The sequence below is a fragment of the Halorubrum luteum genome (genome assembly GCF_054652935.1).
In genome coordinates this window covers 1-12,608 of sequence record NZ_BAAIGT010000002.1, presented here as the reverse complement: position 1 = coordinate 12,608, position 12,608 = coordinate 1, and the positions used below count along the sequence as shown (strand labels likewise).

The 12,608-nt window shown below is 67.3% G+C and carries 12 protein-coding genes; 4 read left to right on the top strand and 8 right to left on the bottom strand.

Annotation, left to right across the window (positions count from 1 at the left end; genetic code table 11):
* Positions 1 to 102: 102 nt before the first annotated feature.
* Positions 103 to 1,314 carry a threonine ammonia-lyase gene (gene ilvA / locus ACYQ0R_RS00110; protein ID WP_459820289.1) on the bottom strand — a complete coding sequence of 404 codons (1,212 nt, stop codon included), beginning with the start codon at positions 1,312 to 1,314 and terminating at the stop codon, positions 103 to 105.
* 8 nt (positions 1,315 to 1,322) lie between these two features.
* Between ilvA and ACYQ0R_RS00105 the strand changes: the two genes are divergently transcribed.
* Positions 1,323 to 1,673, top strand: a complete 351-nt coding sequence (locus ACYQ0R_RS00105; RefSeq protein WP_459820288.1) for a hypothetical protein — start codon at positions 1,323 to 1,325, stop codon at positions 1,671 to 1,673.
* A gap of 149 nt (positions 1,674 to 1,822) precedes the next feature.
* Here ACYQ0R_RS00105 and ACYQ0R_RS00100 read toward each other — a convergent pair whose 3' ends face one another.
* Positions 1,823 to 2,218 (bottom strand): gamma-glutamylcyclotransferase family protein, encoded by a 396-nt coding sequence (locus tag ACYQ0R_RS00100; RefSeq protein ID WP_459820287.1) that lies wholly within the window; start codon positions 2,216 to 2,218, stop codon positions 1,823 to 1,825.
* 165 nt (positions 2,219 to 2,383) lie between these two features.
* Here ACYQ0R_RS00100 and ACYQ0R_RS00095 point away from each other — a divergent pair, with 165 nt between their 5' ends.
* Together ACYQ0R_RS00095 and ACYQ0R_RS00090 are read left to right on the top strand one after the other, a co-directional pair.
* Positions 2,384 to 3,817 (top strand): MATE family efflux transporter, encoded by a 1,434-nt coding sequence (locus ACYQ0R_RS00095; protein ID WP_459820286.1) that lies wholly within the window; start codon positions 2,384 to 2,386, stop codon positions 3,815 to 3,817.
* 92 nt (positions 3,818 to 3,909) lie between these two features.
* On the top strand, positions 3,910 to 5,457 hold the full coding sequence (locus tag ACYQ0R_RS00090) for a stage II sporulation protein M (protein WP_459820285.1): 1,548 nt from the start codon (positions 3,910 to 3,912) through the stop codon (positions 5,455 to 5,457).
* Positions 5,458 to 5,689: 232 nt separating this feature from the next.
* Here the strand turns inward: ACYQ0R_RS00090 and ACYQ0R_RS00085 are convergent, their stop codons facing one another.
* Positions 5,690 to 6,061: an Hsp20/alpha crystallin family protein gene (locus ACYQ0R_RS00085; RefSeq protein ID WP_459820284.1), complete on the bottom strand. Its 372-nt coding sequence runs from the start codon at positions 6,059 to 6,061 to the stop codon at positions 5,690 to 5,692.
* Between the two features lie 553 nt (positions 6,062 to 6,614).
* Here ACYQ0R_RS00085 and ACYQ0R_RS00080 point away from each other — a divergent pair.
* Positions 6,615 to 7,691, top strand: a complete 1,077-nt coding sequence (locus tag ACYQ0R_RS00080; RefSeq protein WP_459820283.1) for a sensor histidine kinase — start codon at positions 6,615 to 6,617, stop codon at positions 7,689 to 7,691.
* Between the two features lie 60 nt (positions 7,692 to 7,751).
* Here ACYQ0R_RS00080 and ACYQ0R_RS00075 read toward each other — a convergent pair whose 3' ends face one another.
* The 5 genes from ACYQ0R_RS00075 to ACYQ0R_RS00055 all read right to left on the bottom strand — a co-directional run bounded on the left by ACYQ0R_RS00075 (position 7,752) and on the right by ACYQ0R_RS00055 (position 12,501).
* Positions 7,752 to 8,102, bottom strand: coding sequence for an SDR family NAD(P)-dependent oxidoreductase (locus ACYQ0R_RS00075; RefSeq protein ID WP_459820282.1), 351 nt, complete (start codon positions 8,100 to 8,102; stop codon positions 7,752 to 7,754).
* An 86-nt stretch (positions 8,103 to 8,188) separates the two neighbouring features.
* Complete coding sequence (locus tag ACYQ0R_RS00070; RefSeq protein ID WP_459820281.1) at positions 8,189 to 8,362, bottom strand: hypothetical protein; 174 nt, start codon at positions 8,360 to 8,362, stop codon at positions 8,189 to 8,191.
* Between the two features lie 65 nt (positions 8,363 to 8,427).
* A complete protein-coding gene (locus ACYQ0R_RS00065) occupies positions 8,428 to 9,756 on the bottom strand; it encodes an amidohydrolase (protein WP_459820280.1) in 1,329 nt (442 codons plus the stop codon).
* A 61-nt stretch (positions 9,757 to 9,817) separates the two neighbouring features.
* Positions 9,818 to 11,884 carry an AAA family ATPase gene (locus ACYQ0R_RS00060; protein ID WP_459820279.1) on the bottom strand — a complete coding sequence of 689 codons (2,067 nt, stop codon included), beginning with the start codon at positions 11,882 to 11,884 and terminating at the stop codon, positions 9,818 to 9,820.
* A gap of 206 nt (positions 11,885 to 12,090) precedes the next feature.
* Positions 12,091 to 12,501, bottom strand: coding sequence for a hypothetical protein (locus tag ACYQ0R_RS00055; RefSeq protein WP_459820278.1), 411 nt, complete (start codon positions 12,499 to 12,501; stop codon positions 12,091 to 12,093).
* Positions 12,502 to 12,608: the final 107 nt, after the last annotated feature.

Below are 12,608 nucleotides of genomic sequence, written 5' to 3'. Positions count from 1 at the left end.
AGGGGCGGAACGGCCTAAATACGCACGGTGCGTGTCGGGAGCCGGCACCGTTTCGCCGCCGACGCCCGGGGTCTACACCGGTCCGACGCCGTCGATCCGACGCTACGACAACGTCTCGACGTCGTACCCGTGCGCCTCCAGCTCGTCGATGATATCGGCTGCGTGTTCGGCGTCGTCCGTCTCCAGTTCGAGTTCGAGCTCCGCGGCGTTGACCGCGACGTCGCGGGAGGTCCGGTCGTGATGCACCGCGTACACGTTCGCGCCGGCGCGCGCGACGATGCTCGAGACGCGCTCGAGCTCCCCGGGCCGGTCCTTCAGGTCGATCGTCACCTTCAGATACCGACCCATCTGCATCAGCCCGCGCCTGACGATCGTCGTGAGGCGGTTGAGGTCGATGTTGCCGCCACACAGCGTGGCGACGATCGTCTCGTCGTCCTCGTACGCGAACGCCTCCGAGAGCACGGCGGCCAGCGGCACCGCGCCCGCGCCCTCGACGAGCGTTTTCGAGCGCTCTAACAGGAGTGTGAGCGCTAACGCGATCTCGCGGTCGTCGACGGTGACGACCTCGTCGACGTACTCCGTCATCACCTCCAGCGTCCGCTCGCCGACCGCGCGCGTCGCGATCCCGTCGGCGATCGTGTCGACCGAGTCGATCTCGTAGCGCTCGCCGCGGCGCAGCGACTCCGCCGCGGAGGCGGCCCCCTCCGCCTGCACCCCGACGACGCGGACGTCGTCGAGCAGCTCCGTCACCGCGACCGCGATCCCGCTTATCAGGCCGCCGCCGCCGATCGGCACGACGACCGTGTCGAGATCCGGTCGGTCCTCGACGACCTCCAGTCCGATCGTTCCCTGTCCGGCCATCACCACGGGGTCGTCGAAGGCGTGGACGTACGTGCGCCCCTCGTTCCGCTCGATCGCGTGGGCACGCTCGGCGGCCTCGTCGTAGTCGACGCCGTCGAGCACGACCGTCGCGCCGTAGCCGCGGGTGGCTTTCACCTTCGAGACCGGCGCGAACTTCGGCATCACGATGGTGGCGTCGACGCCGGCCCTGTCGGCGGCGAGCGCGACGCCCTGTGCGTGGTTGCCGGCGCTGGCGGTGACGACGCCGGCCTCGCGCTCCGTCTCGGAGAGCGTCGCGATCCGGTTCATCGCGCCGCGGATCTTGAACGCGCCCGTCCGCTGGAACGTCTCCAGTTTGAGGTGGACCGACGCGCCGGTCATCTCGGAGAAGGTGCGCGAGCGCTGTTGGGGCGTGTGGCGCGCGGCCCGATACACGCGATCGCGGGCCGCCTCGATGTCGGATAGCGTGAGCATACGACGTGATGGCGGCGGCGGCGGCTAATCGATTCCGGTCGGCGAGCACACTGGAACCGCGCGTCGACGAGAACGGGACGACCGCGCGTCGACGAGAACGGGACGACCGCGCGTCGACGAGAACGGGACGACCGCGCGTCGACGAGAACGGGACGACCGCGCGTCGACGAGAACGGGACGACCGCGCGTCGACGAGAACGGGACGACCGCGCGTCGACGAGAACGGGACGACCGCGCGTCGACGAGAACGGGACGACCGCGCGTCGACGAGAACGGGACGACCGCGCGTCGACGATCGCGACGAGGCCGCGCCTCGTGGACGCATCGAAAGGGGGAAATGGGGGAATGCACGCGTGTGACGTGCAACTAGACGAAGCACCTCCGAACATAAAAAGGTAGGCCACCCGGAGTGAAAGTGAAACCGCCCGACTCGACCGCCGTCATCCCTCCGTCTGACTGGTGTTATCTCGCCAACACGCGTGTGTGGTTCGGGCAATACGCCCGCGATCTAGTCGTCGACGGCCACGCGCACGTCCGCGGTCGCGAGGTGTGACCGAACGCGCTCCGCGAACGGCCCTTCGCCGGGCCACGTCGCCGTCGCGTCGAGGCGATCGGGGTCGCCGACGTACACCGTCGCCTCGGCGGGATGGCGCTCGCCGCCGTCGAGCGGCACCGTCACCCGGACGTACAGTCCGTCGTCGACGCGTTCGTACGCGTCGAGCGCGTCGACCTCGTCGGTCCGGAGCAGCCGACCCGCCGTTTTGCCGCCCGGCGCGAGCGTGGGGTAGCGCCCGTCGACGAGATGCAGCCCGTGGAGCGTCGCCGGCCCGACGAACACGAACGAGTCGAGGTGGTCGCCGACGCGGGCCGGATCCGTCAGGGTGCCGTACACGAAGACGTCCATGTCCACACCGGGTGCCCGCGGCGTTTCAACGTTCGGGCGGTCGCGGCACGACGCTCCCGGCCACACGGCACCCCCCGCAGTTCATCGACTCGGTCCCCCGCCACAGCCGGCGGCGTCGACCGCCTTCGGTGTTTAAAAGCCGGCGGGGCCCGTGGTCGTGGTCGTATGGAGCTCTCGCGGCTGCGGCGCGTCTGGAAGCGCGTGTTCTCGCTCGCGTGGCCAGTCATGGCCGAGCAGACGTTCCGCACCGCGATGCGGACCACCGACATCGTGGTCACTGCGCTGTTCTCGCCGGCCGCGGTCGTCGCCATCGGCCTCGCGGACCTGTACGCTCGGTTTCCGCTCCGGATCGGGCTCGGGCTCGGGGGTGGCGCGATCGCCTTATCCTCACAGGACACCGGCGCGGGCGCGACACGTACGCGCGACGAGGCGGTGACGCAGGCGATCCTGATCGGCGCGCTCGCGGGCGTCCCGTTCGTCGTCTTCGGCGCGCTGTTCGGCGAGTTCGCGATCGACGTGTTCGGTCGGCTCGTCGGGCAGGAGACGCCGCCCGCGGTCGTCGCGCTCGGCTCCGTCTACCTCGCGATCGTGTTCGCGACCGCGCCAGCCAGACACGTCGCGCTCGTCGCCGCACGTTCGCTGCAGGGCACCGGCGACACCCGCACGCCGATGTACGTCAACGTGGTCGCCAACTCCGTCAACATCGCCGGCAGCGTCCTGCTCGGACTCGGGCTGTTCGGGCTCCCGCGGCTGGAGATCGTCGGCGTCGGGCTCTCGACGGCCGCGGCGAACGTCCTCACCGCGGGGCTTCTGTGTGCGGCGATCTACGGCTCGTGGACCGACGCGAGCTTCGTCCGCCCGCGGGATCTCACCATCGCCCGCCAGCTGCTCCGCGTGAGCGCGCCGCGGATGGCCGAGGGGTTCGGCTCCGAGATCGCGGAGTTCCCGTTCAACGCGCTCCTGCTCGGCTTCGGCGAGGCCGTCAACGCCGGCTTCCAGATCGGCCGCCGCGTGTACCAGCAGGTGACCGGTCCGCTCTCGCGGGGGTACAACGTCGCCGCCTCGGTGCTCGTCGGCCAGGCGCTCGGCGCGGGCGACCCCACTGACGCCCGGTTCAACGGCTGGGCGGTCGGTGGGCTCGGCGTGCTCACGGTGGGAACGATCGGGCTCGGCCTCGTCGTGCTCGCGCCGTGGCTGGTGACGCTTTTCACCTCGGACCCGGAGACGGCGGCGTACGCGGTCGAGTTCGCCCGCGTGTACGGGTTTGCCGGCGCGGCACTGGTTGCGTTCTCCTCGCTGTCCGGCTCCCTGCAGGGCGCGAGCGAGACGCGTATCCCGTTCGTCGCGCGGGTGACCGGGATGTTCGGCTCCTTTCTGGGGCTTTCGTGGCTGCTCGGTCGGACCCTCGGGTTCGGCCCGGAGGGGGCGTACGTGGGCGTGTTTCTCGCGTACTGCTGGATGGCGGGCGTCGTCGCCTGGGGGTTCGGCTACACCGGCTGGGCGACGCGCGCCGCGACGATGATGGACGAGCGAGGCAGTGTGGATTCGACCGACGGCGAGGATGTGACCGACGGCGAGGATGCGATCCCCGAGGAGTAAGTCGGTCGCTGGCGGACGGCGCGGCGGGCTCCGCGCACGTCACCCGGCCGTCGACTCGCGGATTTTAAGGGATCCTCGCCAAACGTAGCGACATGGACCTCTCGACAGCCGTCAGCGCCGTGGTTTCGACCCTCCGGCGGCGTCCCGCTGACCTGCTGCCCTTCTACCTGCTCGGGACCGCCGTCCCGATAATCGCCCGGACGGGCGCGTTCCTCGCGCTCGTCGGCGTGTACCTCCACCTCGAACTGTCCGGTCGCCTCGCACGAGCTCGTGAGGCGGTCGCCGACGTCGACATCACCTCTCCACCCGTCGAGACGGAGGATCCCGAGGCGGTCGAGCAGTGGATCGAGGAGAATCCGGACGCGGTCGAGCAGTGGGCCGAGCAGCTGCTCCCGATCGTCGAGACGGTGTTCTCGCCGACGACGATCGCGCTGCTCGTCGTCGGCGTCGTCCTGACGGTGCTTCTCGCGGCGTTCTCGTACGCCGCGGTCTCCGCGGGACAGATGACCGCCGTGCTCGCGCGGCTCCGCTCCGAGCAGGGGCTCACCGCGGGGATCGCGGGGGTCCGTGACCACTGGCTCACGTTCCTCGGGCTGTATCTCGCGGAGATCCTGCTGTGGATCGGCGTGCTCCTGCTCGCGTCGCTTGCGGTCACCGCCGCGTTTCTCGTCAATCCGGTGCTCGGGGCGCTCGTCGCGCTCGCCGCGCTGCTCGTCGGGCTGTTCGTGCTTCTCGGGATCCGGATCCTGTTCGCGTTCGCCCCCGCGGCGGTCGTCGTCGACGACGCGACCGTCGTCGAGTCGGTCTCCGGCGCTGGCGGGTTCGTTCGGGCGAACCCCGCCGACGCGGCCGCCTATCTCGTCGTGGCCGTCGGCGTCCTGGTCGCGGTCTCCTCCATCGGCTCCGGGCTCGCGTTCGTCGGCGGCGGGGCGGCCGTCGCGCTCGTCAGCGCGGTCGTCGTCGCGCCCGCGCTCGACCTCCTCAAGACCGTTCTCTACGGCGACTACCGCGGACGGGTCGATCCGGTGGCTCCGCCCGAGGTCGGGGTTCGCGCTCAGTTCGTTGGCGGCGTTCGACGCGGGTGGAGCGAGATGATCGCCTTCGTGCGCGCGACGCCGGGGCTGCACCTCCTGACGCTCGCAGTCGGGATCGGTGCCGGTGTCGTCGGCTGGATGGTCGCCGCACCGTTCGTCGACGTGGTGCCGACTTCGATCGAGGCGCGGCTGGTCGGCCATCTTCCGCCGGCGGCGACCGTAGAGTTCTTCGGGAACAACTGGACGGTCGCCATCTCGACGGCGCTGGCCGGCGTGGCGCTCGTGGTACCGGCGCTGTCGTCGATCGCCTTCAACGGGGTCGTGCTCGGCGCGGTCGCGGCGTTAGAGGAGAATCTGCTCGTGCTCGTCGCGTTCGTGATCCCGCACGGGATCTTCGAGATTCCAGCCATCGTCGTTGCCGGCGCGCTCGGTATCTATCTCGGCGTGGTCGGCTGGCAGACGCTTCGTGGACGCACCGATCGTGCCGGGTTCGCGGACGCGCTCGAACGGGCGTTCTGGGTGCTCGTGGGCGTCGGTATCCTGATCGCGGTCGCGGCCGTCATCGAGGGGTTCATCAGCCCGTACTACTGGCGGCCGTTCCTGTGAGCGCCGTTCGCCGCCACCCTCGCGTCACAGCTCTCGTCACTCGACTCGTGTGGTCGGTACGCGCCTCCGAGCGCCCACCGGGCGCTGGGTGCTGTCGCGACGCGTGGCGGGTGGGATTGAGACACCTATCCGGATACGCACGTCGTCAAAAAACGTCTCGAGGCTCTCGACGCTACACCGACGCGACGCCGCGCCGTCACCGACACTGCGTCGTCGACGTCACCGACCGTCGTTAGCTCTGGATCTCGATCTCCGTTCCGGAGACGGCGGCGTCCGTCATCACCGGCAGCCGGATCTCGAGGATGCCGTTCGTGTACTCGGCGGTGATCTCCTCGTCGTCGACGTCCTTCGGGAACCGGAACCGCCGGTGATACGTCCGCCGCTGGCCGCGGTGTTCGTCCTCGTGTTCGGCGGCGATGTTCAACACGCCGGCGTCCCACGAGACGGTGATACCCTCCGGCTCGAAGCCGGGCATCTCGACGGTGAGGACGAACTCGTCGTCCGCCTCGTACAGTTCGTAGTCGTTACCACTGGTTTCGAGCAGTCGGCTCGGGAAATCGAGGTTCTGCATCCAAGAGCTGGCCGGGTTCGCAGGCAGTGCCATTGCTGGTCACCTCGATTGCATTCGTTGATTGTTCGCGGTTCATAATAAATCCTACGAACCGTGCGGGTTGTGACCGATAAACGTGAGATGGCAGTACGACGCGAAACCCGTCCACTGAAGCGCCAGTGTGTGATCATTCGGACCGCTTGTGATGGTGAATTTGTCATGTATACGATCGAGGTTTATAAGTAACGATCGAGCTACTGGCCTCGCGAACCGTGTCCCCGCGTTGATCGTCTTCCGGTGCGCGCGAGCCGTCGCGGCTGGGGCTTCCAAGTCGGTTCCCCTCCATCGCTCATTTATATACCACACCGCACCGCGCTGAGTACGCCTTTATAAGCATCTACTCGATCTTACACTGCATAATATGCGCCCGAGATCGATCGCCGCGATAGCCGCGCCGAGCGATGCTCGTGTCGGTGTGCACTGTTCTATCGCTATCGAGTGGAATTATATAAGGAGAGTACAAACACGGTGTAATGGCAGACGGAAACACGTCCGCCACGAACGAACCAACTGCGACCACGGGTGTGCTTCGAGGTTCGAACGGTGTATGTCGGTAACAACCGCCTGGACGGAGCTCGTTGGTGGGAAAGCACCAACGGGGATCGCGCTCATCGCTGCTGGGTTCGCCGTCACTGGAGCTGTCGTTCTCGTAGAGCCGAGTTGGCGGCCACCGACACGGACGCTGCCGTTTCACGTTCTCTTCCTGCTCGGACTGCCGGCGGTGCTCATAGGGAGTGGAGTCGAGCTCGGGCGGCGTGAGTCATCTGCAGTTGTGGGAACGTGGAGCTTCACCGGGTATCTCTGTATGGTGCTGCTTGCGGTAGTGGTCACTACCAGCCAACTCATGCTCACGCAGCACGCCGGCCTGACACTGCCCCCGCTGCACGAGGGACAGCTCATCCTTCGCAACGCGAACGTCGGAGGGATCTTTGGGTTCATCGCAGGGGCAAGCTACGGACAGTTGGCCCATGCACGGCAGTTGCAGGCGGAGTTGCAACGGCGCAACGACCAGCTGGAGGCGTTTGCCGGGATCATTGCGCACGACCTCCGGAACCCGCTCAACGTCGCCAGCGGACGGACCGAACTGGCGATGCACGAATGCGAGAGCGACCACCTGGAGGCGGTCGAACGAGCACACGACCGCATGGAATCTCTGATCGAGACGTTGCTGGTGCTTGCCCGGATGGGTGAGAGGATCGAGGAGTTCGAGCCGGTACAGCTCGATACGGTCGTCAGAAACGCACGGCGACATGTCGAAACGGATCGGGTGACGGTTACCGTGACGACCGAGAAGGCGATCAGCGCCGACCGGTCCAGACTGATGCAGCTGTTCGAGAATCTGTTCCGGAACGCCGTCGATCATACGGACGGGCACACGACGGTCACCGTGGGAGCAGTCGATACCGGGTTTTATGTCGAAGATGATGGTCCCGGCATCCCCGAAGAGATACGCGAGGACGTGTTCGAGGGAGGGTATTCGACGGCCGAATCCGGAACCGGTCTCGGACTGTTCATCGTGAAGGAGATCGTCGAAGCACACGGCTGGGAGGTCGCGGTGACCGATGGCACAGACGGCGGCGCACGCTTCGAGATCACTGGTGTGGCGTCCGCAACTGGGAGCTGATGACCTGCTACCTGTACGGGAGGTCGGTCATGACGGTGGAGACACGAGGGGACCGAGCCGCTACCGGAACTGCATACCGCCGTTGACGTTGACGATCTCGCCTGGACGTACTCGTTTTCCAGCAGGTACGCGACGGTGTGAGCGACGGCTTCGGGTTGACAGGCGTACTCGGGCAGATGCGTATCGACGTTCCGGTGTCCGCGAAAGTCGACCGCCTCCAGATGGTCGAGGATCGCGGACATCGGCCTCCACGGCAACCGCAGTGCTGCCGTTTCGTTCGGCAGCCTCGACCACGTCGGCAGCAGCGTCCGCCGACGTGCGGTAGTTGACTGCGACGTCGTGGTCGTCGGCGAGTGTCAACGCGATCGCCCGACCGACTCCCCTGCTCGCGCCCGTGATGAGTACGTTCATTGCACCACCGAGCGACATAACCGACTAATAAGTAAGCGTTCCCGTTCGAGATCGTCGATTCGAGCGAGCCGACGCGCCGGCCCGCGCTAGCCTCGGTACCAGTGGTCGATCAGCACCGCGACGATGATCACGCCGGGGGCGATTCCGGCGGTGAACACGCCAAGCACGAACAGGACGGCAAAGAGGACGAGTACGGAGAGTATCTGGGTCGGATGGTCCTGCTCCCTGAACCAGTCGAGATAGCGTCCGAGCAGCGACATACCCGATCTTGGACGCGGAAGCGTTTATAAATGACTCCGAACGGCTCCCGTTCGGTCCGCGGCACTCACTCGGTCGCGCGCTCGACGAGGTCGTGTGCGGCTCGTTCCGCACGCTCCACGATCGTGTCGGCGTCGAGCGTGAGCACCTCTCGGTCGCGCATCAGCACCCGTCCGTCACACACCGTGTGGCGCACGTCGCTCCCGCGGACCGCGTACGCGAGATGCGAGACGGGGTCGTGAACGGGGGTGAGATGCGGCACGTCGAGGTCGACGACGGCGAGGTCGGCGGCCGCACCCTCCGTGATCCGTCCGCCCGGAAGGCCGAGCGCATCCGCACCCGCGGCGGTCGCCATCTCCACGACCGCCTCGGCGGGGACGGCGGACGCGTCGTCCGCGGCGAGCTTCCCGACCATCGCAGCGTCGCGCATCTCGTCGAACAGGTCGAGGTCGTTGTTCGAGGCCGCGCCGTCCGTCCCGAGCGCGACCGTGACCCCCGCCTCACGCATGCGTTGGACCGGAGCGATCCCGCTCGCGAGCTTCATGTTCGAGGCCGGACAGTGCACGACCGCGGTGTCGGTGTCGGCGAGCAGCTCGATCTCAGCCTCATCGACGTGAACGCCGTGCGCGAAGAAGTTCCCCTCGCCGAGCGCTCCGATCTCGTCGGCGTACTCCAGCGGTCGCACGCCGCGCTCCTCGACGATCGGATCGATCTCGTCGATCGTCTCGTTCGCGTGAAGATGCGTCGGTACGCCCGCCTCCGCGGCGCGCTCGAGCCCATCGCGGAGATACTCCTCGCCGACCGTCGTGAGCGAGTGGGGCATGAACGCGGTCCGGATCCGCCCGTCGGCCGCACCGTCGAGCTCGGCCGCGACCGCCACGCTCTCCTCGACATCGGCACGCGCGTCCGGCTCGTCTTTGCCGACCGTCACCGCGCCGTGGCCGAGTTGGGCCCGAACGCCAGCGCGCTCGACGACGTCCGCGACTCGGTCCATCGCGAAGTACATGTCCGCGAACGCGGTCGTCCCGGAGCGGATCATTTCGAGGACGCCGAGCTCCGTGCCGACCTCGATGTCGTCGGGCGTGAGCTCGGCCTCGACGGGCCAGATGTCCTCCCGCAGCCACGCGTCGAGCGGCTTGTCGTCGGCGTATCCGCGTAAAAGCGTCATCGCGGCGTGCGTGTGGGCGTTGACGAGCCCGGGGATCACCAGTCCGCCGGCGGCGTCGAGCGTCTCCGCGGCGTCATCCGTCTCCGTGGAGTCGAACGCCTCCGTGTCCTCGATGTCGGGAGCAACCGCCAGGATCGTTCCCGCCTCGCGGTCGACCAGGACGTCACCCTCGCTCACAGTCCCGTCGGGACGAAGCACCCGACCGCCAGTGACGTGTAGCGTGTCCATACCGGTCGATGCCGCGCCGGTCACGTAACGCCTTCCGTTCGAGCGCGGTGACGACCGGCTCTCACCGACCGAGAAGCGAGTCCAGGAACGACCGGTCCCGGCCCCGCGGCTCGTCGCTCACCGTGTCGAGGGTGTCGTTGAGCGCGCGGTTCAGCGAGCCGAACGCCTTCCGAGTGTCCATATCGACGGCGTCTGCGAACTCCTCACGGTGCGTCTGCAGGTACGACGCGGGGCGTGCCCGGTCGAACGAGCCGCGGCCGATCTCGTGGCGGTCGAAGTACGTCCGGAGTCGGTCGACGATCGGTGCGCCGGGGTCGACGTCGTCGATCGCGGCCGGCGTCAGCCGGTCGGGCACGTCGGCCGCCGACAGCTCGCTCGCGTACGCTCGGCTGACGACGTCGAGATAGAACGACTCCGAGAGGAGATCCTCGACCGTCGCCGCTCCCGACACCGGGGCGTGCGTGCCGATCCCGACCGTGGTCACGTCGGCCGGGGGCTCCCAGCCGGAGGGCTCGGAGCCGTCGTGGACGACGGCGACCTCCTGCCCGGTGGTGTCGAACACGGACCGAACGGTGTGAGTGTTCTCGAGCGTCCCGATCGGCAGGACCGTCCAGCCGCGGTCGAGCGTGGGTGCGTCCGTGGCCTCGAGCAGCTCCGAGACGTTGTACAGATACTCGTACGTTGTGCCGTCCTCGACGAGCAGTAGCTGCGATCGCGAGATCAGCGTCTCCAGCACGTCGAGCTCGAAGACGTTCCGGACCGGGTACCGCGTGTACGCGTCAGCTTCGTCGGGGTCCGAAAGCACCGTCGTTCCGGTCTCCGGATCCTTATGAACCATCTTCGTCCGATGGGCGGCGTCGACGTCGATCATGAACGGGGAGTGGGTGCTGTACACCAGCGTGCTCCCGTCGGCGATCTCCGCGTCGAGGAACCGCAGAAACTCGCGTTTCGCCTTCGGATGGAGGTGGAGCCCGGGCTCGTCGAGTAAAAGCACCACGTTCTCGTCGGTCTCTCGGCGGTCGTACACCGCACAGAACGTAGAGAAGAACCAGCGGAACCCGATCGACCGCCGGTCGAACTCCACGGTTACTCCGTGGTGAGGGTTCTCCACTCGGATCTCGAGACTCCGACCGTCACCGTCGGCGACGCCGCGGAGGTCGATCTCGAGGTCGTCCGCCTGGCTCCAGTATCGCGTGACCGACCGCGTGACCTCGCTCGAGGCCGTCTCGAGCTCCGTCACGGTGCGTCGCCAGTCGCCGTCGTCACGGAGCGTCTCCGGATCGAGGTCGGCCACGGAAAGCAGCGACTCGAACACCCGGTCGGACGCCGTTCGGTCGTCGGCTTCGCGGCGGTCGAGAAACGCCTCGACATCGATCGTGCCGTCGAGCGTCTCGTACTCGCCGACGTACTGAAACGCCGGCAGCGATGGCTCCAGTACCGCCTCGCCGACGACGTCCGCAAGCTCCGTGTCGGGGTCGGGAAGCGCCGCCGCGAGCGGCGGGGGATCGGCAGCGTTGGCCCCGTCGGTCTCGTCCGTCTCTTCGTCGGCTCCGCCCACATCTTCAGCATCCGCGTCGTCAGATCCACTCGCGTCGTCGCCGGTGTCGTTTTTCGGACCCTCGTCCGCGTGCTCCTCGCCCGCGTGCTCCTCGAGAGCGACGCGCAGCTCGGCGAGCGTGGACGCCTCCGATAAGTCGGCGGACGCGTCGGCCGGTGTCCCGTGGGTCGATCGGAGCCAGTCGACGTAGCCGGCCTCGTCGACGTCGATCCCCCAGCGAAGCTCGTTCGCGTAGGTCCGTGTGACGGTTACGACGCCGTCTTCGGCGCGTCCACCACGCTCGCGAAGCCGCTCCAGCTCGTCGTCGTCCAGCTCGAACTCGGCGGTGATAAGGGGGTCCGGGTCCGTCTCGTGGCGGTCCTGATACTCGGGCCACCGGCGTCGAGGGTAGTCGTCGTACGGGGTGAACGACGGCGAACCGTGCGCCGGGTTGAGTCGCTCGATCGCCTCCATGAGGACGGTTTTTCCGGCCTCGTTCTTGCCGATGAGGCAGGTGAGGTCGTCGATCTCGACCCACCCCGTGTCGTCGATACATTTGTAGTTTCGTGCGCGGATGCGTGTGAGTTTCATCGTGTCTCAGTCGTCTGAAATCAAGCATGTTGCCGACCGCGCCGGCACGCCAGTGTGCGCCGACACTCCAGGGTGCGCCGACACTCCAGGGTGCGCCGACACTCCAGGGTGCGCCGACACTCCAGGGTGCGCCGACACTCCAGGGTGCGCCGACACTCCGGGACGCGTTGGCTTCCCAACGCGGGCCGGCAGGGGCGTTCCGTTCGTTACCGGGGGCGCTCCTCGTCCGGTGTCCGGAGCGCCTCGATGTCGAACGTCACCTCCGGCTCCTCGATCTCCTCTCCGACCGCCTCGAACACGTGAACGCGGTCCGCCTGGAACAGCCGGGAGCTGAAGATGTTGTCCGGGACCGCTTTCGGGATCCCCGTGTCGACCGGATACACGATGACGTGGTCTTCACCTTTGTCCACGATGAGTTCGACGAATGAGACCGCGTCACCGTTCACGCCGACGATCACGTCGCCGGCATACAGCTTCGGATCGTCCATGTTGTCCGGCGTAAACGGATCGACATCGGCGACCGGTGGTAGTTCGCCCGCTTCCTCAACGGGGAGGTCATCGGCCGTCGCGTTCGGGTGTACGTATATCTGTCGTCGGTCGTCGGAAAACGTTTGCATACATATCCCTTTACGAGAGTAAATGGCTTATGCGTCGTACCGTTCTAGTTAGGTATCGGACGTTTTGGGACGTCGTCGACGTCACCAGTCAGAGCCCGGCGAGTGAA